General features: G+C 71.8%; 20 protein-coding genes. 5 read left to right on the forward strand and 15 right to left on the reverse strand.

Going from position 1 to position 21214, the window contains the following annotated elements:
• Positions 1-73 precede the first annotated feature (73 nt).
• Both EJC51_RS15120 and EJC51_RS15125 read left to right on the forward strand, forming a co-directional pair.
• On the forward strand, positions 74-1360 hold the full coding sequence (locus EJC51_RS15120) for a threonine/serine exporter family protein (RefSeq protein ID WP_244362637.1): 1287 nt from the start codon (positions 74-76) through the stop codon (positions 1358-1360).
• Between the two features lie 118 nt (positions 1361-1478).
• A complete protein-coding gene (locus EJC51_RS15125) occupies positions 1479-2270 on the forward strand; it encodes an AfsR/SARP family transcriptional regulator (protein ID WP_126271562.1) in 792 nt (263 codons plus the stop codon).
• A gap of 37 nt (positions 2271-2307) precedes the next feature.
• On the opposite strand, the gene serS is transcribed toward EJC51_RS15125, so the two are convergent.
• The 12 genes from serS to EJC51_RS15185 form a co-directional block, all read right to left on the reverse strand.
• A complete protein-coding gene (gene serS, locus EJC51_RS15130) occupies positions 2308-3603 on the reverse strand; it encodes a serine--tRNA ligase (protein WP_126271563.1) in 1296 nt (431 codons plus the stop codon).
• A 69-nt stretch (positions 3604-3672) separates the two neighbouring features.
• Positions 3673-5175 carry an APC family permease gene (locus EJC51_RS15135; protein WP_126271564.1) on the reverse strand — a complete coding sequence of 501 codons (1503 nt, stop codon included), beginning with the start codon at positions 5173-5175 and terminating at the stop codon, positions 3673-3675.
• Between the two features lie 56 nt (positions 5176-5231).
• Positions 5232-6449 carry a beta-ketoacyl-[acyl-carrier-protein] synthase family protein gene (locus EJC51_RS15140; RefSeq protein ID WP_126271565.1) on the reverse strand — a complete coding sequence of 406 codons (1218 nt, stop codon included), beginning with the start codon at positions 6447-6449 and terminating at the stop codon, positions 5232-5234.
• Positions 6449-6679: an acyl carrier protein gene (locus EJC51_RS15145; RefSeq protein WP_126271566.1), complete on the reverse strand. Its 231-nt coding sequence runs from the start codon at positions 6677-6679 to the stop codon at positions 6449-6451. The genes EJC51_RS15140 and EJC51_RS15145 overlap by 1 nt, the downstream gene beginning before the upstream one ends.
• A 49-nt stretch (positions 6680-6728) precedes the next feature.
• On the reverse strand, positions 6729-7754 hold the full coding sequence (locus EJC51_RS15150; RefSeq protein WP_126271567.1) for a beta-ketoacyl-ACP synthase III: 1026 nt from the start codon (positions 7752-7754) through the stop codon (positions 6729-6731).
• The gene (locus tag EJC51_RS15155) at positions 7751-8731 is read right to left on the reverse strand and encodes a ferritin family protein (protein WP_126271568.1); all 981 of its coding nucleotides are present in this window, start codon (positions 8729-8731) and stop codon (positions 7751-7753) included. The genes EJC51_RS15150 and EJC51_RS15155 overlap by 4 nt, the downstream gene beginning before the upstream one ends.
• Positions 8728-9342, reverse strand: coding sequence for a flavin reductase family protein (locus tag EJC51_RS15160; protein ID WP_126271569.1), 615 nt, complete (start codon positions 9340-9342; stop codon positions 8728-8730). The genes EJC51_RS15155 and EJC51_RS15160 overlap by 4 nt, the downstream gene beginning before the upstream one ends.
• Positions 9339-9899 carry a hypothetical protein gene (locus EJC51_RS15165; RefSeq protein ID WP_126271570.1) on the reverse strand — a complete coding sequence of 187 codons (561 nt, stop codon included), beginning with the start codon at positions 9897-9899 and terminating at the stop codon, positions 9339-9341. Before EJC51_RS15165 ends, EJC51_RS15160 begins: the two co-directional genes overlap by 4 nt.
• 126 nt (positions 9900-10025) lie before the next feature.
• Positions 10026-10499, reverse strand: coding sequence for a type II toxin-antitoxin system RatA family toxin (locus EJC51_RS15170; protein ID WP_126271571.1), 474 nt, complete (start codon positions 10497-10499; stop codon positions 10026-10028).
• A gap of 2 nt (positions 10500-10501) precedes the next feature.
• Positions 10502-11785, reverse strand: coding sequence for an aspartate aminotransferase family protein (locus tag EJC51_RS15175; RefSeq protein ID WP_126271572.1), 1284 nt, complete (start codon positions 11783-11785; stop codon positions 10502-10504).
• A 13-nt stretch (positions 11786-11798) separates the two neighbouring features.
• Positions 11799-12938, reverse strand: coding sequence for an acyl-CoA dehydrogenase family protein (locus tag EJC51_RS15180; protein ID WP_126271573.1), 1140 nt, complete (start codon positions 12936-12938; stop codon positions 11799-11801).
• 53 nt (positions 12939-12991) lie between these two features.
• Positions 12992-14593, reverse strand: a complete 1602-nt coding sequence (locus tag EJC51_RS15185) for an aldehyde dehydrogenase family protein (RefSeq protein ID WP_126271574.1) — start codon at positions 14591-14593, stop codon at positions 12992-12994.
• Between the two features lie 376 nt (positions 14594-14969).
• Here EJC51_RS15185 and EJC51_RS15190 point away from each other — a divergent pair, with 376 nt between their 5' ends.
• The 3 genes from EJC51_RS15190 (at position 14970) to EJC51_RS15200 (ending at position 18269) form a co-directional block, all read left to right on the forward strand.
• On the forward strand, positions 14970-16433 hold the full coding sequence (locus tag EJC51_RS15190) for an MFS transporter (protein WP_126271575.1): 1464 nt from the start codon (positions 14970-14972) through the stop codon (positions 16431-16433).
• A gap of 116 nt (positions 16434-16549) precedes the next feature.
• Entirely contained in the window at positions 16550-17257 is a 708-nt protein-coding gene (locus EJC51_RS15195) for a hypothetical protein (RefSeq protein WP_126271576.1), read from the forward strand.
• A gap of 163 nt (positions 17258-17420) precedes the next feature.
• On the forward strand, positions 17421-18269 hold the full coding sequence (locus EJC51_RS15200) for a helix-turn-helix domain-containing protein (protein WP_126271577.1): 849 nt from the start codon (positions 17421-17423) through the stop codon (positions 18267-18269).
• Between the two features lie 13 nt (positions 18270-18282).
• On the opposite strand, the gene EJC51_RS15205 is transcribed toward EJC51_RS15200, so the two are convergent.
• The 3 genes from EJC51_RS15205 to EJC51_RS15215 are packed head-to-tail and all read right to left on the reverse strand — an operon-like array spanning position 18283 to position 21129.
• The gene (locus EJC51_RS15205; RefSeq protein ID WP_126271578.1) at positions 18283-18693 is read right to left on the reverse strand and encodes a nuclear transport factor 2 family protein; all 411 of its coding nucleotides are present in this window, start codon (positions 18691-18693) and stop codon (positions 18283-18285) included.
• Between the two features lie 53 nt (positions 18694-18746).
• Positions 18747-19529, reverse strand: a complete 783-nt coding sequence (locus EJC51_RS15210; RefSeq protein ID WP_126271579.1) for a thioesterase II family protein — start codon at positions 19527-19529, stop codon at positions 18747-18749.
• Between the two features lie 40 nt (positions 19530-19569).
• Positions 19570-21129: a long-chain-fatty-acid--CoA ligase gene (locus tag EJC51_RS15215; RefSeq protein ID WP_126271580.1), complete on the reverse strand. Its 1560-nt coding sequence runs from the start codon at positions 21127-21129 to the stop codon at positions 19570-19572.
• Positions 21130-21214: the final 85 nt, after the last annotated feature.

Consider the following 21214-nt stretch of genomic DNA (forward strand, 5'->3'; position numbering starts at 1 on the left):
GTTTGCCGTAAGAGCCGTCGGCGGGGCGCTCTGTGGGGCCGTCGATCGCATCGGAGTCCGGAGGAGGCCGTGGGTGGAGTCGTCCCGTGCGATCACCCCCGGCCTCGACGAGCTCGCCGGCTTCCTCACCCGGCTGACCCGGCTGCTGCTGAACACCAGCGGCGAGGGGGCGGAGGGCATCGAGGAGGCGGTGACGACGACGGCCAGGGCGCTGGGCGGCGAGGCGTCGCTGCTCCTCGTCCCGGACACGGCGACGCTCACGGTCACCGCCGCGGACGGCGCCGCGCGGACCGTCATCGTGCGGGGCGTTCCGGAGGTCTTCCGGCTGGACCAGGTCACCGCGCTGAAGCCGCTGCTGGCGGACGTGCGGGCCGGTCGTACGGACGTGACGCGGGCGGGCGCGCGGCTGGCGGCGATCGAGGAGTCGGGGCCGCCGTATCCCTGGTGGGCGAAGCTCATCGGCATCGTGCTGTTCGCGCTGGGGTTCGCGCCGCTGATGCAGTCGACCTCGTACGAGGTGGCGAGCACGGCGGTGCTCGCCACGATCGCGGCGAGTCTGGCGGTCGTCGCGGACCGTGTGCCGCGCCTCGCGGCCGTCCTGCCGCTGGTCGCCGCCACGGTGATCTCGATCGTCACGATCGAGGTGTTCGCCCGCACCCCCTCCCACGGCGGTCCGGTCCTGCTGATGCTCCCGGCGCTCTTCTACTTCGTGCCCGGCGACTACCTGAGCGCGGCGACGGCCGAGCCGGCCGCCGGGTGGATGACGACCGGCGCGATCCGCCTGGTCAACTCGGTTTTCCTGCTCGTGCAGTTGTATCTCGGCGTCCTGCTGGGCGTGTACGCGACGGGCACCTCCACCCGCGCCCTCTTCGACGTCGCCGCGGACGCCGATCTGCCGCGCTGGGCGCTGTTCCTGTCGTGGATCGTGTTCACCGTCGGCACCGTGCTCGCGTTCGCGGTGCCGTACCGCCTTTTCTGGCCACTTCTGGCACTGGTGTACCTGACGGTCGCGGTGCAGTCGCTGGTCACCAAGCTGATCGGCGAGACGGGCGGCACGTTCGTGGCCGCGGTGGTGCTGACGGCGACGGCCACGGTGCTGGCCCGGGCCCCGCGGCGGCCGCCCCGGCTGGTGCTCCTCCTGCCCGGATTCTTCACGCTGACCGTGGGTTCTCTGGGCATGCGGGGGCTGACGACATGGGCGGGCGGCTATGTCATCAAGGGCTTCGAGGACTTGCTGAAGCTGGTGACGGTCGTGACGGCGATCGCGGTGCATGGTGGTCGGCGCGACGCTCGTGCGCCGCGAGTGACCCCCCTCGCCCCCTCCCCCTCTTACCTGCTTCTTACCTGCTCAGAGCGCTGAAGAGCACCCCTCCGGCATCGAGTCGAACTCCAGAGCGGGCCTGCACACTTCTAGCCATGGCAGAACAAACGCCGGGAGTCAGAGAAGATCCAATATTAGTCCCATACGGGGGTTTCTCATGCGGTTCCGCATCCTAGGCACGATCGCCGTGGGCGACCACGGCGCGTTCCACACCGTCCCGGGACTCCGGCAGCGTTCGCTGCTGGCGAGCCTGCTCATCCAGGCCCCGGCCGTCGTCCCGGTCTCGACGCTGTACAGCGAGCTGTGGGGGGAGAACCCCCCGGCCACCGTCGAGAACGCGCTCCAGGCCCATGTGTCCCGGCTGCGCCGCACCCTCGCGCAGCTCGCCGGCAAGTCGGCCGCGGGCGCGCTGCTCAGCCGGACCTCCGGCTACAGCCTGGACGTGGCGCCGGAGGACATCGACCTCAACCTGTTCCGCACGTACATCCGCGAGGCCCACCGGGCGATGGCGGACGCCGATCTGTGCACCGCACAGAAGCAGCTGGAGGAAGGCCTGCGGCTCTGGCAGGGCCGCCCGCTGGGAGACGCGGCCCTCGGACCGCTCTGCCAGAGCGCGGTCACCGAGTGGGAGGAGGAGCATCTGTCCGCGCAGGAGGACCTCCTGTGGCTGCGGATCCGTGCGGGCGAACCGATGGGCGCGGTGGGCGAGTTGAAACGGATGAGCATCACCCACCCGTGGCGGGAACGGATCACCGAGCTGCTCATGCTGGCGCTCTACCAGAGCGGCCGGCAGGCCGAGGCGATCACCGTCTACAACGCGGCCCGGCTGCGGCTCGACGACGAGCTGGGGATGGAGCCGTCCCCGAAGCTGCGTCTGCTGTTCCAGCAGATGCTCAACCAGGACCCCGCGCTGCACGGCACCGGTACCTTCCTGCGCCAGCCCGCCTGACCCGCACCCGCCTGACCCGCACCCGTCGGTGGCCGGCCTACTCGGTGGCACCGCCGGGTAGCAGTCGGCGGAAGCCGATGTAGGGCGTCAGCGCTTCCGGCAGCAGGACCGAGCCGTCCGGCTGCTGTCCCTGTTCCAGCAGGGCGGCGACGGTCCGCCCGATCGGCAGACCGGAGCCGTTGAGCGTGGCGGCGATGCGCCGGGCGCCGCCCGCCCGGTGGCGGATGCCCGCCCGACGGGCCTGGAAGGTGCCGCAGTCCGACACCGAGGAGATCTCCCGGTAGGTGTCGCTGCCTGGCAGCCACACCTCGACGTCGTAGGTCCGGCGGGCCGAGAACCCGATGTCCCCGGCCGGCAACAGCACGACCCGGTACGACAGTTCCAGCCGCCGCAAGCACTCCTCGACGTGGCCGAGCATCAGCTCCAGCTGCTCCCCCGCGTCCTCCTCCCGGCAGACCCGCACGAGCTCCACCTTCTCGAACTGGTGCAGCCGCAGCACGCCCCGCGTGTCGCGGCCGTACGAGCCCGCCTCCGCGCGGTAGCAGGGGGTGCGGGCGGTCATCGCCAGCGGCAGCGCGCGCTCGTCGAGCAGCTCCCGCGCCACGAGGTTCGTCAGCGGAACCTCGGCGGTCGGGATCAGGAACATCTCCCGGCCGCCGACCGAGGTGGCGAACAGCTCCTCCTCGAACTTGGGCAGCTGTCCGGTGCCGGTCATCGTCTCCCGGCTGACCAGGTGCGGCACCGCGTACTCGGTGTATCCGTGCTCCCGGGTGTGCAGGTCGAGGAGGAGGGAGGCCAGGGCCCGTTCCAGGACGGCACCGGGACCCCGGCTGACGCTGAAGCGCGCCCCGGACAGTTTCGCCGCCGCGCCCGCGTCCAACACGCCCAGCCGCTCGCCGAGTTCGGCGTGGTGCCGGCCGAGGCCGGGGCCCGAGCCGCGCTGCGGGCCGACCCGGCGTACCTCCAGCGCCTCCTTCTCGCCGAAGCCGTCGGGCAGGTCGTCCGCCGGCAGGTTCGGCACCGTCAACAGCATTGCCTTAAGGGCTTGTTCGGCGTCCCTGGCCTCGGCCTCGGCAGCCTGCACCCGCGCCCGCAGCCGCCGGCTCCGCTCCCGTGCCTCCTCCGCGCCCTCCGCGCCCTCCGCGCCGGGCGCCCCGTGCGGGCCGCGGGAGGCCTTCTTCATCTCGGCCCGCAGCCCGCTCACCGCCTCCTGCGCGCCGGCGCGCCGCGTCTGCGCGGCCCGCAGGGCGTCGAGGTCGAGCAGATAGCCACGCCGGGCGAGCCGCCGTTCCGCCTCCGCCCCGCTCTCGATCAACTCGCGTACGTCATGCATGTCGTTCCCTCCGGGTCGCGTGGACGGCGGTTGCGGTGCGGGATGTCGCGGCCGAGCCGCGTGAACCGGTCAGGCCGCTTCCGTGACCGTCGTGGGGGTGTGCGGTTCCGCCACTGGGGTGGGGGAACCGTCCGGGGCGGGGGCGATGTGGGTGGTGGCCAGGGCGCGGTAGCGGGCGGGGGCGACGGCACGCAGCCGCAGCGCCCACAGCGCGCCCAGCACGCCCACCGCCGGGATCACCCAGGGCAGTTGGACGACGATGCCGCCGGTCGCGCCGGTCAGCACGTCGAAGTTGCCGACCACGAGATACACCGTGGCGGCCAGGCCGGCGAAGCCCAGCAGCGGCGCGACCGTGCCGGTCCACCCCAGCCGGACGCCCTTGCGGCGCAGGGCGAGCGTGGAGAGCGCGGCCAGCGCCTGGAGGACGATGATCCCCAGGGTGCCGAGGCCCAGCATGCTGGTGGTCAGGTTGGCGTACGGGTCGAGGCCGGCGAGCGCGAACACCGTCACGGCGACCGCGCTCACGACCACCTGGAGGACGCTCGCGAGGTGCGGGGAGCCGTGCCGGGGGTGCAGCCTGCCCAGGGCGGCGGGCAGCAGCTTGTCGTCGGCCAGCACCTGGGAGTACCGGTTGGCGGCGCTGTGCAGGGCGAGGGTCGCGGCGAACAGGCTGGAGCAGAGCATGATCTGGAGGAGCGTGCTGCCGGCCGAGCCCAGGTAGTCGTCGCCGAGGACGAAGAAGAGGTCGCCGAGGTGCGTCCCGGCGGTCTCCCGCACCCGGCCCGCGCCGATCGCGCCGACCGCGGCCCAGCTGGTCAGGGCGTAGAACCCGGAGATCAGCACGGCGGCGGCGTAGGTGGCGCGCGGCACGCTGCGGCGCGGGTCGCGCGCCTCCTTGCCGTAGAGGGCGGCCGACTCGAAGCCGATGAAGGACACGAAGGCGAACATCAGCGAGACGCCGACGCCGGGGCCGGTGGCGGCGTGCCAGGAGAACGAGTCGCCGGGCAGCGCGTGCAGCCCGTGCCGGAGGAGGACGGCCACGTCCAGGGCGGCGAGGATGCCGATCTCGGCGACCATCAGGACCGCGAGGACGCGGGCGCTGACGGCGATGTCCCGGTAGCCGAGGACGGCGACGAGCGCCAGGACGATCGCGCAGCACCACTGCCACGACACGGTGATCCCGTGGTCGGCGAGCACCAGGCTGGTGAAGTAGCCGGAGGCGCCGACCAGTCCGATGGTCGCGCAGTTGTAGGAGACGACCGCCACCCAGCCGCTGCCGACCGCGGCGGGCCGGCCGAGGCCGTCGGCGACGGAGGCGTAGAAGCCTCCGGAGCCGCCGGTGCGGCGGGCGCTGATCGCGTACCCGACGGAGAAGCAGACCAGGGTGACGCCGGCGAAGACGAACGCGGCCGGTACGCCCTCGGCCGTGCCGATGGCGAACGCCAGGGGGACGGTGCCGACCATCGCGGAGAGCGGGGCCGCCGCGGCGACGATCATGAAGACGATGTAGCTGGTGGTCAGGGTGCGGGTGGGGGCCGGGGAGGAAGAGGAGGATGGTGGTCCGGCGGTCATCGCGGGCTCCTGGGGAGGGAGTTGAGGGGACGGGAGGACGGGGGGTGGCGGACGGTTCAGGCGGTAGCCAGGGCCAGCACCGCGTTCTGGCCGCCGAAGCCCAGGGAATTGCTCAGGGCCAGGTCGAAGCGGGTGCCGGTGAGCGTGGCGGCGACCTTGATCTCGCAGTCGGGGTCGGGGGTGTCGAGGTTGGCGGTCGGCGGCACGGTCTGTTCCTGGAGGGCGAGCACCGTGAACGCGGCCTCCACCGCGCCGGCCGCGCCCAGCAGATGACCGGTGACGCCCTTGGTGGAGGTGACCAGCGGGTCGCCGAGGACGCGGTGCACGACCCTGGCCTCGGCGAGGTCGTTGAGCCGGGTCGCCGTGCCGTGCGCGTTGACGTGTCCGACGTCCGAGGCCTGCGCCCCGGCGTCGGCCAGCGCGCCGCGCATCGCCGCCTCCAGGCCCACGCCGTCGGGGTGCGGGGAGGTGACGTGGTGGGCGTCGGCGGAGGCGCCGTACCCGGTCACCCGGGCGCGGACCCGGGCGCCGCGGGCCCGGGCGTCGGCGGGCCGCTCCAGGACCAGCACCCCGGCGCCCTCGCCGGCCACGAACCCGTCGCGGTCCAGGTCGAACGGGCGGGAGGCGGCGGCCGGGTCGTCGGTGCGCCGGGACAGCGTGCCCATGCGGGCGAAGCCGGCCATCACCAGGGGCGTGATCATGGCCTCGCTGCCGCCGGCCAGCACCACGTCGCACCGGTCGAGGAGCAGCAGGTCGCGGGCGGTGCCGATGGCGGTCGTACCGGAGGCGCAGGCGGTGGCCACCACCAGGTTCGGGCCGGTGGCGCCGAACTCGATGGCGGTCTGCCCGGCCAGCATGTTGGGCAGCTGCATCGGCAGCAGCAGCGGGGAGACCCGGTCCGGCGAGTGCTCCACCAGCGTCCGGTGCTGTGCCTCGACCGTGCCGGGGCCGCCGTCGGCGCAGCCGAGGACGACACCGACGCGGGCGCCGTCCCAGGTGGCGGGGTCGAGGCCGGCGTCGGCGAGTGCCTCGCGGGCCGCGACGAGCGCGAACTGGCTGAAGCGGTCGAGGCGGTGGGCCCGGCGGGCGCCGAGCAGGGTGTCGGCGTCCCAGTCGGGCACCCGGCAGGAGATCCGGACGGGGTTGTCGGCGAGTACGGGGTCGTAGGCCGCGGCCGGGCGCCCGGCGCGGACGCCCGACCAGCTCGCGGCCGTCCCGATCCCGGCCGGGGTGACCAGGCCGAGACCGGTGACGGCGATGTCGTGTGCGGCCATCACACCCGCGCGCTCCGCGACTCGATGAGCTCGACCATCTCGCCGACGGTGTGCGTGTCCAGGAGTTCGTCGTCGGAGACGGACACCCCGAGTTCCGTCTCCAGGACGAGGGACAGCTCGACGACGGCCAGCGAGTCCAGCTCGATGTCCTCGAAGGTGGCGTCGAGGGTGATCTGCTCGGGGGTGACCTTGAGCTTGTTGACGAGTATTTCCTTCAGGCTCTCGAACATGGGTGATCGACCTCCGGTTGACGGTGTGGGTGGGTGGGCACGGGCCCGGTCACAGCTCGGGCCAGGTGAGGGTGGCCGCGCCCCAGGCGAGGCCGCCGCCGAACGCGGTCAGCAGGACCCGGTCGCCGGCCTTCAGCTCGCCGTCGGCCGACTTCTGGGCCAGCAGCAGCGGGATGGAGGCGCCGCCGGTGTTGCCGACGTGCTCGATGTTGGACAGCCGCCGCTCGGGTCCGATGCCGAGCCGTTCGGCGACGGCTTCGAGGATGCGGGCGTTGGCCTGGTGGGAGGCGAACCGGTCGACGTCCTCGGGGGCCCAGCCGGTGCCGGCGAGGGACTGTCGCGCGGCCGCGGTCATGCGTTCCACGGCGTGCCGGTAGGTGGCGCGCCCGGCCATGTGGAAGTACTCGTCGCCGGGCTCGGGCGGCAGTCCCGTGGAACGCTGGCGCGAGCCGCCGGCCGGGACCGAGATGAGGTCGCTGAGCTCGCCGTCGCTGCCGAGCACGACGGAGTTGAGCGCGCCGGGCTCGTCCGCGTCGCCGGCTTTCAGTACGACGGCTCCGGCGCCGTCGGCGAAGATCACCGCGGTGCCCCGGTCGGCCGGGTCGACGATGGTGGTGAACGCGTCGGCGGCGATGACCAGTACCCGTTCGGCGAGGCCGCTGGCGAGGAAGCCGGCGCCGGTGGCGAGGGCGTACAGGAACCCGGTGCACACGGCGGCGACGTCGAAGGCCGGGACACCGGTCAGTCCGAGCCGTCCCGCCACCGCGGGCGCGGTCGCCGGACAGGGGTGGTCGGGTGTGGTGGTGGCCAGCACCACCGCGTCGACCTGGGCGTCCTGCGCCGACTTCAGGGCCTTGCGGCCCGCCTCGACGGCGAGGTCGGAGGTGGCGGTGCCCGGGGTGACGACGTGCCGGGCGGCGATGCCGGTGCGGGTGCGGATCCATTCGTCGGAGGTGTCGAGGCGGGCCACCAGGTCGTCGTTGGTGACCACGTTCGGCGGCACATGACCGCCGACGCCGACGATGACGGGCGCCCGGCCGGGCGGTGCGCCGAAGGCGGGGAGGGGCGCCGTCACGGACGCTCACTCCGTCCCAGGGCGTCCGCCGGCAGACCCATGTAGGCCATCCGGCTCTCGGCCATCTCGTCGGTCCACCGCTCCGCCATGTCGTAGCGCTGCTCCGGGGTGGTGTCGAGCAGCCGTACGCCGGGCCAGACCTCGTAGTCGCCGATCAGCTCGGCCTGTTCGGCCATGCCCTGCTGGAAGAGTTCCTCGCGGTGCAGGACGTAGGGCTTGTCGGGGACGCGGTCCCACAGTTCGTTGCCGGCGGCGAGGATCTCCAGCAGCCGTGGCAGGTACTCGGGGTGGTCGCGGACGTGGTCGCGCAGGATGGTGCTGGCGACGGTCAGATGGCGGATCTCGTCGATGGCGGTGCCCCGGGAGACCTCCTGGGTCGCCTCCGACAGCGGGGTCCACTTGCGTTCGCTGAGCTCGGCGGCGGGGGCGAGGACGCCCTCGATGACGATGGCGAACACGGCGACGCCGCCGTAGAAGTCGCCCTGGTCGCGGATGATGTCGAGGGTGAAGTCCTCGACGGGCTGGAGGACTTCGCGCCGGTAGTCGACGGCCATCGCGTCGATGTCGGCGAGCAACGTCTTCTCGGGCAGGCCCAGTTCGACCAGGTGGTTGCGGAACACCCGGGCGTGCCGGGCCTCGTCCATCAGCTGGGTGGCGTAGAACTCCATCTCCGGGATGCCGGGGGCGCGGGCGACGTAGTGGGCGAGGAGGCGGGTGGCGATCTCCTCGGAGAGGCTGCGGAAGCCGAACTCCAGGACCAGCGCCTCGCGCAGCGGTCCGGGCCGGCGCAGGAACTCCGGTACGTCCGCCTTCTCGTGGTGCCCGGTGGCACCGCGGTCCCGCAGGGTGCCCTGCGCGACCTCGGTGAACCAGTACGCCAGATTGCACCGGTCGGGGCCGAGGGTGAGGTCCTTGGCACCGTCGAGCAGACCGGGGGCGGTGTCCCAGTCGGCCTCGTGGGCGGTGGGCGTGGTCATGTCGGTACGTTCTCCTTGGCGGGCGTCAGGGGCAGGGCGAGCCGCAGGTCCACACCGAGCGGGGCCGGGGTCTGCGCGGCGCGGTCGTCGTGGTCGGCGACGGGGATCAGGGTTCCGGCGTACAGCTCGCCGTCCTGGCTGACGAGCGGGTCCCCGTCGAGGCTGTGCGCGTGGACGACGGCGCCGAGCAGCACCTCGTGGTCGCCGACCGTGAAGCGGCCCACGACCCGGCAGTCGTAGTGCGCGAGGGCTCCGGCGAAGAGCGGCGCTCCGGAGTAGGCGGCCGGCTTCCAGTCGACGCCCTCGAACTGGGCGGCGCCGTCGGGCCGGGAGCTCTCGGCGAAGTGCCGGGCGAGCGGGCCCTGCGCCGCGCTGAGCATGTTGACCGCGAACCGGCCCTCGGCGGTGGCCAGTTTGGCCAGCACCGAGTCGGGCCGCAGACAGACGCCGAGGACCTGCGGGCGGCGGGAGACCCGGGTGACGGTGCTGACGGTGGTGCCGTGCTGGTGGCCCTCGTGGACGGCGGTGAGCACGGACACCGGTGCGGCGAGTCGTCGTAAGGCGCGTTCCTGGGAGCTCCAGCGGTTGCGCAGGGTGACGTTGGTCGTCATCGGGACACCTCTTGTACGGCCGGTGCGGGGACGGAGGTGACGGGGGCGGCGCCGGTGGCGGCGGGGATGTGGCCGACCGGGGTCGGGTCCATGGCGTGGCCGACCGGCTTGGGGTGCGGCAGGCCCAGGTCGTCCAGGAGCCGCAGGTATCCGGGCTGGCGGACCGGCTCGAAGGGCAGCGCGAACGACTTCATGAAGTTGCCGAACAGGCCCCGGTCGCCGAAGAGATGGAACGGCAGCACCAGCAGCGCCCACTCCGGCTTCACCAGCCAGCACCACAGGGCCGCGACGGCGCCCTGGGTGATGAGGCTGTGCATGACGTTGTAGGCGACGTAGTAGCCCTTGTGGATGGGGGCCCCGCCGGCCTTCTTGAAGGCGATCGCGCCGGGGATGTAGCCGATCAGGTCGATGTAGAGGAAGAGTCCGATGGCGGGGAGCCAGCGGATGTCCGAGAAGTGATAGGCCATCAGGCCGGTGGTGACCGCGAGGCCGACCAGGTACTCGGCGCGGTGCAGGGAGTAGGTGCGGGGGGTCTCGAAGGGGTTGGCCTGGTCCACGGTTGAACTCCTGAAGGGCTCCGGTGAAGTGGGGACGGGGCCGGCGGCGGTGGGATGTCCGCCGCCGGTGGGCGGGCGTCGGTGCGGTCGGCTCGCTCCGCCGCCGGTGGGCGGGAGCGGTGCGGGTCAGCTCGCCGCCGCGAGGTCGATGTCGGCGTCGAGGACGGTGGCACCCGGGAAGAAGCCGGTGACGGCCCAGGCGACGGTCTCCCTGATGACGCGCTCGGCGATCGGGTCGAGGATGCTGGCGAGGCTCGGGATGCCGAAGTCGAAGTCGGCGGTGAAGACGACGGAGACGTCCGGGCCCTGCTGGCGGAGCGTCCAGACGCCCTCGAAGCTGTCGAAGTCGCCGTCGGTCTGCTCGAAGCGGATCTGGAGGCTGTCGGGAAGGAAGGTGTCCTCCTCCGTCCAGCGCAACAGGCCGCTGCGGAAGTGGAGTTCCCAGCTGGAGCTGCCGACCGGGCCGGGCAGGCCGGCGTGCACCTCGGTGGCGCGGACGTGCGGGGCGAGTTCGGGGTAGCGCTCCCAGCGCGGGACGGTCGTGAAGACCTCCTCGGCGGAGGCGAGGGGCACCAGGGCGTGGAGTTCGACGTGTCGCATGGTCAGTTGCCGCCTTCGGGCATCGTGGCCGAGCGCCGTACGAGGTCGACGGTGGCCTTGTCGAAGGAGTCGAGGAGGAACTCGACCTCCTGGTCGGTGAGGATCGCGGGCGGGGTGAACCGCACCACGGAGGAGCCGTTCATGGAGTGGTTGGCGACCACGCCGTGGTTGAAGAGCTCGATGAGCAGTTCGCCGGCCAGCCCCGGCTCGATCAGCTCGACGCCGATCAGCAGGCCCCGGCCGCGGACCGCCACGACCAGATCGGGGATGTTGCGGCGGGCGATCTCGGTGATCCGCGGCAGCAGCCGGGCGCCCAACTCCCGCGCCCTGGACACCAGTTCCTCCTCGCGGACCGCGCGGAGGGTGCCCTGCACGGCGGCCATGAGCAGCGGCTGGCCGGAGAACGTGGCGGTGTGGACGTAGGGGTCCTTGTCGAAGGGCCGGAACGCCTTGCGGGTGGCGATGGCCGCGGAGACCGGTACGACACCGCCGCCGAGCGCCTTTCCGGCCAGCAGCACGTCGGGGCGGACGCCCTCGGTGTCCAGGCCCCACCACTCGCCGAGGCGGCCGATGCCGGTCTGCACCTCGTCGACGATCAGGAAACCGTCGTACTCCCGGACCGCCTCCTCGACCTGCTTGAGGTAGCCCTTGGGCGGGATGATCACGCCGCCCTCGCCCTGCACCGGCTCGATGATCACGCACACCTCGCCCGGGTGCGCGGCCAGTTCCTCGCGCAGGGCGTCGATGTCGCCGAAGGGGAGGTGGCTGACGTGGGGGATCAGGGGGCGGAAGGGTGCCTGGTAGACGTCCTTGGCGGTGGCGGACAGGGCGCCCAGGGTCTTGCCGTGGTAGCCGCCCTTCATCGACACGGTCCGCTTGCGGCCGTTGGCGCGGGCCAGCTTGAGGCCGGTCTCCACCGCCTCCGCGCCGGACAGCGCGAAGTGCACGCGGTCCAGGCCCTCCGGGGCGACCTCGACGAGGGCCTCGGCGGCGCGGGCGACGGTCGGCTCCAGGAGGATGCGGGTCGCGACGGGGTGGGTCTCCAGCTGGCGGCGGACCGCCTCCATGACGAGGGGGTGGCGGGCGCCCATGATGAAGACGCCGTAGCCGCCCGCGTTGAGGAAGCGCTCGCCGTCGGACGTGGTCACCCACGCGCCCTGCGACTCGACCTCCATATGGGTGCCGAACAGTTCGGCCAGGGTCGCCCGGCCCTTGCTGAGGTGCGCCCGGTACAGCTGGAGGATCTCCGCCTCCTGGCCGGCCGGGGCTTCGGCGTACGTGGTCATCGGTGACTCGCTTTCAGGACAGGTCGAGGGCGGCGCCGCCCGCGTACGCCAGGAGCGGCTCGACGGTCGCGCCCTGGGACGGCGGGTGGAAGGCGAGCGGGCGTACCGAGGCCGCCAGCCGCTGGTGGGCGGAGGAGCGGATGAAGTCCATGCCGCCGAGGAGTTCGAGGGCCTGCTGGGTGACGAGGGAGAGCGCCTCCTGCGCGGCGAACCGGGCGATGAGCACCTGGGAGACGGCTTCCTCGCCGCCGACGCCGTCGCGGACCGCGCGGGCGGCACCGAGCAGCAGGTCGAAGGCGGCCTCGGTACGGATCAGCAGGGCGCCGCGCTCGCTCGCGGTGCCGCGGCCCCGGGCGAGGACCTCTTCGGTGAGCCCGGCGGCGGCGCCGGCGTAACCGGCCGAGACGAGCATCTCGAACCAGACGAAGCCGGCGTTCTGGAGGTCCTCGATGCGGTCCGGGTCGTCCTCGGTGGTGCGCACGACCATGTCCTCGGGGACGAAGACGTCGGCCAGGCGGACCTCGTCGCTCTGCGCGGCGGTCAGCACCTCGCTGCCCCAGAAGGGGTGCCGGGTGAGCCCCGGGGAAGCGGCGTCGACCAGGGCCAGCGCCAGTTCCGGGGTGCCGTCCGCGCCGGGCACGGCGATGCTCGCGGTGAGCAGGCTCATCGAACGCGACAGGCTGCACGGCTTCTTGGCGCCGTTGAGCAGATAGCCGCCCTCGACGGGGGTGGCGGTGACGGCCGGGCTGAGGATGTTCTGCTGGGTGCGGCCCTCGGCCCAGCCGGAGGCCATCAGCCGCTGCTCGGGCACGACGGTGTGCAGGACCTCGGTCTGGGCGGGGGTGAGCCGGTTCTTGCCGTCGGCGAGGGCGTAGAGCATCGCGGCGGTGAAGTGGTGCATGGTCGAGGCCACGGCCAGCGACGGGGAGAGCGAGCCGACGGCCCGCTGCACGAGCACCGCGTCGACCGGGTCGGCGCCGAGGCCGCCGTACTCGGTGGGGATCAGCAGCCCCACCCCGGCGGCCTGCCGGAACAGGTCGACGACCGGGCTGCCGTGGGCCTCGCGTTCCTCGAACGGCAGGGCGGCCAGGGCCTTCACCAGCCCGGGATGGAAGCGCTCGCAGGTGTCGCGGGCGGCGTCGAGAGTGCGCACAGGTGTCACCTCGTTGAGGGGGAGTTCGTGGGTGGTGGAGTGGGGGCGCCGCGTCAGTCGCCGAAGACCGTCTCGTGGGGGCTGACGTCACGGGCGATGCTGATGCCCTGGACGTGCGAGGTCTTGAGCATCGGGTAGTTGGCCTCGCCGAAGACGCCGCCGGTCAGGCCGGTGCCGCCGTGGCTCGGGAGGTAGGGCAGGAAGCCGATGTGGGAGTCGTTGACCTTCAGCAGGCCGCCGTTGACGACCCGCTGGACGAAGGTGTCGACCACCGTCTCGTCCTTGGCCCACAGCGAGTTGCGCAGCCCGTACTCGTTGCTGTTGACGAAGTCCAGGAAGCGGTCGAGCAGCACCTCGTCGGTGTCCGGTTCGGCGACCACGATCGGCAGCAGCGGGAAGAACGTCTCGTGCCGGACGACCTCGTGCTCGCGGGCCGTGCTCATTCCGTCCACCCGCAGCACGGTCGGCTGGAGGAAGACGCCGGTCTCCGAGGGGGTGCCGTCCAGTTCGGTGCGCAGCCCGCCGGTGACCAGTTCGGCGCCCTGCTCAAGGGCCCGGTCCAGCAGGCCGAAGAACCGCTCGGTGCGGCGCACCGGCGACAGCAGCACGTCCTCCTGGTCGGGGTAGCCGGGGCGTACGTCGGCGACCTTCCGCTTGACCTCGGCGATGAGGTCGTCGGCGATGTCGGGGTGGGCCAGCACGTAGTTGGGGACCATGCAGATCTGCCCGGAGCCGTAGAAGGACTCGGTGATGGCTTCGGCGGCGTAGCCGAGGTCGGCGTCCTTCCAGACGATGATGCCGTCGTTGCCGGCGAGTTCCAGGATCGGCTTCTTGCCGTGGGCGACGCACTGTTCCTGGAAGCGCAGGCCTTCCTGGCTGCCTCCGATGTAGAAGATGTCGTCGATGAGCGGGCTGGAGATCCAACGGTCCAGTGTCTGCTTGGGGTTGGCGCACACCACGTTCAGCGTGCCGGGCGGCGCCCCGACCTCGTCCAGCAGCGGTGCCGCCACGTCCCGCAGCACCCACAGGGTGCTCAGCGCGATACTGCGCGGGGCGCGGACCACGACCGCGTTGCCGGCCATCATCGCCAGGACGGCGAGGGCGGCGCTGGGCGCCGGTGCGTTCTGCGGCGGGTTGAAGGCGACCACCCCGTCCGGCTGCCGGCGGACGATCAGCCGGCGCCCGCGGTCCTCGAACTCGGTGTGCATCTGCTGCGCGTACCAGCGGATGCTCTCCTCGCTGTAGACCTGGAGCAGGCAACTCAGCTCCCAGCGGGCGAGTTTGACCGGGTGGGACTCGGCGACCAGCATCTCCACGAACTCGTCCTCGCGGCGCAGCAGTTCCTCACGGAAGAGGCTGCCGAGCCGGATGCGACGCTCCAGCGGAACCGCCGCCCAGCCGGGCGCCGCGGCGGCCGCGGCCTCGGTGGCGAGGTCGATGGCCGCGTCGTCGGCTATCGCGCAGCGGCCGATGACGTAAGGGTGCTCCGCGGCGTCGGAGTCCGCGTCCTTCTCAAGGGTGCGTTTGAGGCTGACACTGGTGAAGACATCCTCGAGAAGCGACTTGGCACTGACGGTGTAAACCCAGCCGTCGCCTTCGATGTCTTTCCCCGCGATAAACAGCCCATAACTGCGCAACTTTTTTCCGGGATTCATCTCGCGGACCCTTCGGAAAATGCAATCGAAATGGGATTGCAGGGGATTGCAGGAGAATTCGGAATGATGATTGCAGTCGGTACTGACCGCGTCCTGACGCGATGCTGATCCGGGAATCCGGTCCAGGTCCTGGCCTGATCCCTATTCGATGGTGTCGACGGCGCACCGCCGCGATGAGCATTCAGGATGGCCTGACTTCGCGCTGACACCGCACTTGAGTTCGGGCAGGGTAATCACCGGAGCCCGCCGGTGATTACCTGGTAGGTAATTGACCCCCGGGCCGCCCCGGCGACACGCTGGAGTTCGCACTCGACCCATCGGCCATCCGGCCGTGGGCGCAGCTGAACATCCGTGTGTTCGTTGGGAGTTACGAAGGATGACCACCGAGACCAACCGCAGCGCCCCGGCGTCGTCCCCGGGCGCACCGGCGGCCGCGCCCCCGGCCGTACCGCACCGGCTGATCCTGCCGACGGTGCTCGCCGGTGTCTTCATCACCACGCTGGACTTCTTCATCGTCAATGTCGCCATCCCCTCGTTGCAGACGGACCTGCATGCCGGCGCCTCGGCCATCGAGTGGGTGGTCGCCGGATTCGGGCTGGCCTACGGCGTCGGCCTGATCACCGGCGGCCGGCTGGGCGACCTCTTCGGCCGCCGCAGGATGTTCCTGCTGGGCATGGGCCTGTTCACGATCGCCTCGCTGCTGTGCGGTGTCGCGCAGACCAGTGAGTTCCTGGTCTTCTCCCGGGTCCTGCAAGGCCTGGCCGCGGCACTGCTCGCCCCCCAGGTGCTGGCCCTGCTGGGCACGATCTTCACCGGCCCGGCCCGGCTGAAGGTGTTCGCCGGGTACGGCCTGGCCATGGGGCTGGCCGCCGTCTTCGGGCAGCTCATCGGCGGTCTGCTGATCGAGGCCGACATCGCGGGCCTGGACTGGCGTGCCTGCTTCCTGGTGAACCTGCCGATCTGCCTGCTGATCATGGCCCTGACCGTCAAGCTGGTCCCCGAGTCGAAGGCCGAGGGCAAGCCCAAGCTGGACTTCCTCGGCGTCGGCGTGATCACACTCGCGCTGGTCGCGCTGGTGCTGCCGCTCATCGAGGGCCGCGAGAAGGGCTGGCCGGCCTGGACCTGGGGCTGCTTCGCGGCGTTCGCGGTGCTGCTGGCCGTGTTCGTGGGCGTCGAGCGGTCGATCGCCGCTCGGGGCGGCTCGCCGCTGGTGAACATGGAGATGTTCAAGGACCGCGCGTTCGTCGTGGGCCTCGGCTGCCAGCTGGTCTTCTGGATGGGCCAGGCGTCGTTCTTCCTGGTCCTCGCCCTGTACATGCAGGCGGGCCGCGGCCTGAGCGCACTGGAGGCCGGGCTGCTCTTCGCCGCCATCGGCGCCGGTTACATGTACACCTCGATGAACGCGACGAAGTTCGCCGCCAAGCTCGGCCGCCAGGTGATCGCCGTCGGCGCCGTGATCATGGCCGTCGGTCTGATCGTCATCGGCATCACCGCCGCCCAGCTCGGCGACGGCGGCCACACCGCGTGGCTGATCCCCGGCCTGGCGATCGACGGTGCGGGCATGGGCCTGGCGGTCGCGCCGCTGGCGTCCACCGTGCTCGCCCGGGTCAACCCGCAGTACGCGGGCTCGGCCTCCGGTGTGCTGACCACCGGCCTCCAGATCGGCAACTCGATCGGCGTCGCGATCATCGGCGTGATCTTCTACAACGCGCTCGGCGACCACCCCGTGGCCTCGACCTACGCGCACGCCTTCGACATGGGGATCTACTTCCTCGTCGGGGTCGCCGCGGCCCTGGCCCTGCTGGTGCAGGCGCTGCCGCGGACGAACGCCGGGAAGTAGCTCCCGCGAGCACCACCGCACGAACGCCGGGAGGCACCCCCCACCGGCACCCCCCGCACGACCCCCTGGAGCGGCGGCCCTCGTGTCGCCGCTCCGACACTCACACAGAGAGAGAGTTGACGTTGAACGCCGACGACCTGCTGAAGCGTTACGTCGCCGTCTGGAACGAGCCCGACGCCGCCGCGCGCGGGGCCGAGGTGGCGAACCTGTGGACCCCGGACGGGCTCCACTACACCCAGACCCGCCGCTTCCAGGGCACCGAGCAGCTGGTGGCCCGGGTCACCGAGGCGCACGACCAGTTCGTGGCCGGACAGGGCCTGCGCTTCCGGTCCGGGGACAACCCGGTCGGCCACGCCGGCGCGCTGACGTTCAACTGGCTGATGACTCCCGGTGACTCCGACACCGTGCTCGCGGTCGGCTTCGACGTCGTACTCCTCGACGACGAGGGCCGCATCATCGCCGACTACCAGTTCAACGAGCCGCCCATGCCCACGGACGAGCTGGACGCGCAGGCCGAACGGCACCTGGCGGCCGGCACGGCCGAGGAACCGCGCAAGGAGGTCGCCGACCTCTATCTGCCGGGCGCGCTCTACGTCGACGAGACCGGCGCGCACGACGGTGTGGACGCCATCGCCGCGGCCCTCGTGGCAAGCGGGGCCCGGCAGCGGGCGGGCAGCGCCTCGGCCCAGCACGACGCCTTCCGCTACCCGTGGCGCACGGCGACGGGCGAGACCGGCGTGGACTTCCTGCTCCGCGACGAGCAGGGCCTGATCCGCGAGCACCATCGCTTCGTCGGTGCCGGACGGCACCAGGCGCAGGCGTAGTCGCGCACACCCCCGCAGACCCCCGGTCCGCGGCGCACTCGCAGGTGCCGCGGGCCGGGACACGGCGGTCCGTGAGCGGTGTCCCCCGTCGCCGCTCGCGGACCGCTCGGGCGACCGTCTTCCGCGGTTGTCCCCGACGCCCGGAATGATGCAGGGTGAAGAGATGACCGAGGTGCAGGTAAGCCGGCAAGTGTCCCGCTCCGTGGGTGAGCTGATGCGACAGTGGCGGGAGCAGCGAGGCTACAGCCAGCTCGCGCTGGCCACCCGGGCCGAGATCTCCGCACGTCACCTCAGCTTCCTGGAGACCGGGCGCTCCAAGCCCAGCCGCGAGATGGTGCTGCGACTGGGCCGACAACTCGAACTGGCGTTGCGCGAGCAGAACCAGCTGCTGCTGGCCGCCGGCTACGCGCCCGCCTACACGGACTCTCCCCTGGATGCCGCCGAGATGCGCCCCGTACACGATGCGCTCCGCCAGATCCTGTCGGGGCACGAACCCTTCCCCGCCCTCGTGGTGGACCGCCACTGGAACATCGTGCTCAGCAACAGCGGCTTCGCGCTCTTCGCGGAGGGCGCCGCGCCCCATCTGCTGCGCTCCCCCGTCAACGCGCTCCGCCTCGCCCTGCACCCCGAGGGCATGCAGCCGCGCATCCTCAACTTCCCCGACTGGCGCGCGCAGTTGATGCAGCGGCTGCGGCGACGCGTGGAACTCACCGCCGAGCCGGGCCTTTCGGAGCTGTACGACGAACTGTGCACGTATCCGGCGGGCCCCGAGCCGACGCACCCGCCGCGCAGCGACAACGCCGATCTGACCCTGCCGCTGCGCCTGCGCTACCAGGACATGGAGCTCTCCCTGTTCTGTACGATCGCCACCTTCGGCATGCCGCTGGACGTGACCGTCGCCGAGCTGGCCGTCGAGGCGTTCCTGCCGGCCGACGCGAACACGGGAGCGCTGCTGACCCGGCTGCACGCCGCTGCCCCTGCCGGGCAGGAGCCGGCAGGGGCAGCGGAGTAGAGGAGCAGAACCGTCAGGCGGCTGCTTCCCCGGGCGCCGGGACCACATAGCTGGGCGGCGTGTCGAAGTACTGGTGATCGGTGACGATCCGGCCCTCGTCGTCCAGGGTCACGAAGTCGAAGCCGACGGCCTCCAGGGCGCCGGTGGTCTCCGACACCATCACCCAGTTGAAGCGCAGGGTGTCGTGCTGTCCGCGTGCGTTGTTGCAGGAGCGGAAGGTGAACCCGCCGGTGGCGTAGGCGTCGTGGGCGTAGCCGACCTGGGTGGCGATGGCCTCGTGGCCGGTGACGACGGCGATGGCGTTGGCGTAGCTGCCGTCGGGCGCCCAGAGTTCCTCGACGCGCTTGCGCCGGGCCTCCGGGTCGGTCTCGGTCCAGGCGGCGACGTAACGGTCCGCGAAGTCATTGGGGTTGACCAGAGTCATGTCGGACTCCCTTTCGGTGGCGGGTTGCTGTTCCGGGTGCTGTTCCGGGTCGTTCACAGCGCGGACCTGGCCGCCGCCGCCCGGCCGAGCAGCAGGCGGACGAAGTCCGCGGTGATGGTCGTCGTCTCCTCGTGGAGGAAGAAGTGGCCGCCCCGGAAGAGGCGGTTGCCGAGGTAGGACGTGGTGCGCGGCACCCAGGAGTCCATGGCCTCCGGGTCCACCAGCGGGTCCTTGTCGGCGCTGTACGTGACGATCGGACAGGGCACTTCGGCGGCGTCGTCGTGATAGCTGGCGCAGACCTCCAGGTCCGCCCGCATGGCCGGCATCATCAGCCCGAGTGCCTCGGTGTCGTTGAGGATGGCCTCGGGCAGCGAGCCCAGACCCCGGGCCCACTCCACCAACTCGCTCTGCGGCACCCGCAGTTGCTCGGGCGCCGGGGTGCGGAAGCCCTGCGGCGCCCAGGCCGAGGCGCCGAGCAGCACGGGGGGCTGTTCGCCGCGCTCGGCCAGCTCGACGGTGAGCCGGTAGGCGAGCAGTGCCCCCATGCAGTGCCCGAAGACCGCGTAGGGGCGGCCGTCGAGTTCGGCGCTGACACAGTCGGCCAGCGTCTCCACGAGCGGGCCCACGTCGGTGAACATCTCCTCGCCGAGCCGCTCCTGACGGCCCGGCAGCTGGACGGCCTGGGTGGAGACGTCGGCGGGGATCAGCGGCGGCCAGTCCCGGTAGATCGACGCCCCGCTCCCCGCGTAGTGCAGCAGGAAGATCCGGGTTCCGGCCTCGGGTGCGCTCTCCGGCTGGAACCAGCGGTCCGCCCCGGCGGCGACGGGCTCGGTCATCTCGCTCCTTGAGGTGGTGGGCTGATGTTCGGTGCGTTTGTCATCCCGCGGCCGCCGCGATGCGCTGACGCAGTTCACGGCGCAGCACCTTGCCGGTGGGGTTGCGGGGCAGGACGTCCAGGAACTCGTAGCTGTTGGGGATCTTGAAGTCGGCCAGCCGGCCACGCAGGAAGAGCAGCAGGTCACGCCCGGTGACCTCGGCGCCCGGCGCGGCGACCACGCAGGCGCGGACCGTCTCGCCCCAGCGGGCGTCGGGGACGCCGACGACGGCGACGTCGGCGACCGCGGGGTGCGCCCGCAGCGCGTTCTCCACCTCGACGGGGTAGATGTTCTGCCCGGCGACGATGATCGTGTCGTTGATCCGGTCGCAGAGGAACAGATAGCCGTCCTCGTCGAGATATCCGGCGTCGCCGAGCTTCAGCCAGCCGTCGTGCAGCGCCCGTGCGGTGGCCTCCGGCTGCCGGAAGTACTCCACGAAGTGCGCCGGCGTCCACACGGTGACCTGCCCGATGGCGCCGGCCGGCAGCTCCTTGCCGTCCTCGTCGACGATCCGTACGACGTTGCCGGGGCAGACCCGGCCGGCCGAGGTCAGCCGGGGGTTGCCCAGGACGTGGTCGGCCGGCGTGAGGCAGGTGACGACGCTGCCGGTCTCGGCGGCTGCGTACATCTGGGCGAGCTCACAGCCGAACACGCTGAGACAGCGCTCCAGTTGGGACGGGGAGATGGGGGCGCCGCCGTAGACGACCTTGCGCAGCGAGGCGAACGCCTCCGGCCCGGCCCGGTGTTCGGCCATCATCATGTCGAGCATCGCCGGGGCCGCCCACACGGTGGTGACCCGATGCTCGGGGATCAGCCGTACGGCCTCCTCGGCGACGAACATCCCCATCACCACCGACGTGGCACCGACGTTGAAGGCGTGCATGAACCAGGCCATGCCGCCCGAGTGCAGACCGGGGAAGCAGATCAGGGTGCGGTCCTCGGGCCGCCAGTCGATCCAGTCGCAGTCGGCGCGGCGCATCTGCTCGACGAAGGTGAAGAAGGTGCGGTGGGCGAGGACGACGCCCTTGGGCAGGCCGCTGGTGCCGCTGGTGTACATCTGCACCATCGGGTCCTCGGTCCCGACCGCCACGTCCACGTCGGTGTCGGGGGCGTCGCCCTTCCAGGCGAGGAAGCCTTCGGCGGGGTGACCGTCGCCGTCAAAGCGGTGGATCTCACGCAGGTCGGGCAGGCTGTCGCGGACCCGCTCGACGGCGGACAGGAACTCGCCCTGCACGAAGGCCATCCGGGCGCCGGAGTCACGCAGGATGTGGTCCACCTCGCCCGCGGTCAGCCGCCAGTTGATGGGGACGAGGACCACGCCGGTCTTGGCGCAGCCCACGGCGAGGTCGTAGTAGTGCTCGTTCTCCCGCCCGAGGAAGGCGACCCGGTCACCGCGCGACAGGCCCGCGGCGGTGAGGGCGTGGGCGGTGCGGTTGCTGGCCCGGTGCAGTTCGGCGTAGGTGGTCTCACGGCCCTCGCAGATGATCGCCGGGTGGTCCGGCCGCTGGGCGGCGTGCTGAAGGGATCGGGCGGCAATGGTGTCCGTGCTCGGTCCGGCCACGGAAGTCTCCTTTGCGGGGTGCCGGGGTGGGGCTCGTGGGGTGGGTGGGGAGCCGTACGGGGTGCCGAGGGGGCTTGCGCGGGGT

This window comes from Streptomyces aquilus, assembly GCF_003955715.1.
In the GTDB taxonomy this organism is placed as follows: Bacteria; Actinomycetota; Actinomycetes; order Streptomycetales; family Streptomycetaceae; genus Streptomyces; species Streptomyces aquilus.

What these genes read in the sequence shown, in the direction of transcription:
- EJC51_RS15125 (WP_126271562.1), top strand. Translation starts at nt 1,479, where the DNA reads ATGCGGTTCCGCATCCTAGGCACGATCGCCGTGGGCGACCACGGCGCG.
- EJC51_RS15210 (WP_126271579.1), bottom strand. Translation starts at nt 19,529, where the DNA reads ATGACCGAGCCCGTCGCCGCCGGGGCGGACCGCTGGTTCCAGCCGGAG.
- EJC51_RS15155 (WP_126271568.1), bottom strand. Translation starts at nt 8,731, where the DNA reads ATGACCACGCCCACCGCCCACGAGGCCGACTGGGACACCGCCCCCGGT.
- EJC51_RS15200 (WP_126271577.1), top strand. Translation starts at nt 17,421, where the DNA reads ATGACCGAGGTGCAGGTAAGCCGGCAAGTGTCCCGCTCCGTGGGTGAG.
- EJC51_RS15185 (WP_126271574.1), bottom strand. Translation starts at nt 14,593, where the DNA reads ATGAATCCCGGAAAAAAGTTGCGCAGTTATGGGCTGTTTATCGCGGGG.
- EJC51_RS15190 (WP_126271575.1), top strand. Translation starts at nt 14,970, where the DNA reads ATGACCACCGAGACCAACCGCAGCGCCCCGGCGTCGTCCCCGGGCGCA.
- EJC51_RS15140 (WP_126271565.1), bottom strand. Translation starts at nt 6,449, where the DNA reads ATGGCCGCACACGACATCGCCGTCACCGGTCTCGGCCTGGTCACCCCG.
- serS (WP_126271563.1), bottom strand. Translation starts at nt 3,603, where the DNA reads ATGCATGACGTACGCGAGTTGATCGAGAGCGGGGCGGAGGCGGAACGG.
- EJC51_RS15135 (WP_126271564.1), bottom strand. Translation starts at nt 5,175, where the DNA reads ATGACCGCCGGACCACCATCCTCCTCTTCCTCCCCGGCCCCCACCCGC.
- EJC51_RS15175 (WP_126271572.1), bottom strand. Translation starts at nt 11,785, where the DNA reads ATGACCACGTACGCCGAAGCCCCGGCCGGCCAGGAGGCGGAGATCCTC.
- EJC51_RS15205 (WP_126271578.1), bottom strand. Translation starts at nt 18,693, where the DNA reads ATGACTCTGGTCAACCCCAATGACTTCGCGGACCGTTACGTCGCCGCC.
- EJC51_RS15145 (WP_126271566.1), bottom strand. Translation starts at nt 6,679, where the DNA reads ATGTTCGAGAGCCTGAAGGAAATACTCGTCAACAAGCTCAAGGTCACC.
- EJC51_RS15170 (WP_126271571.1), bottom strand. Translation starts at nt 10,499, where the DNA reads ATGCGACACGTCGAACTCCACGCCCTGGTGCCCCTCGCCTCCGCCGAG.
- EJC51_RS15160 (WP_126271569.1), bottom strand. Translation starts at nt 9,342, where the DNA reads ATGACGACCAACGTCACCCTGCGCAACCGCTGGAGCTCCCAGGAACGC.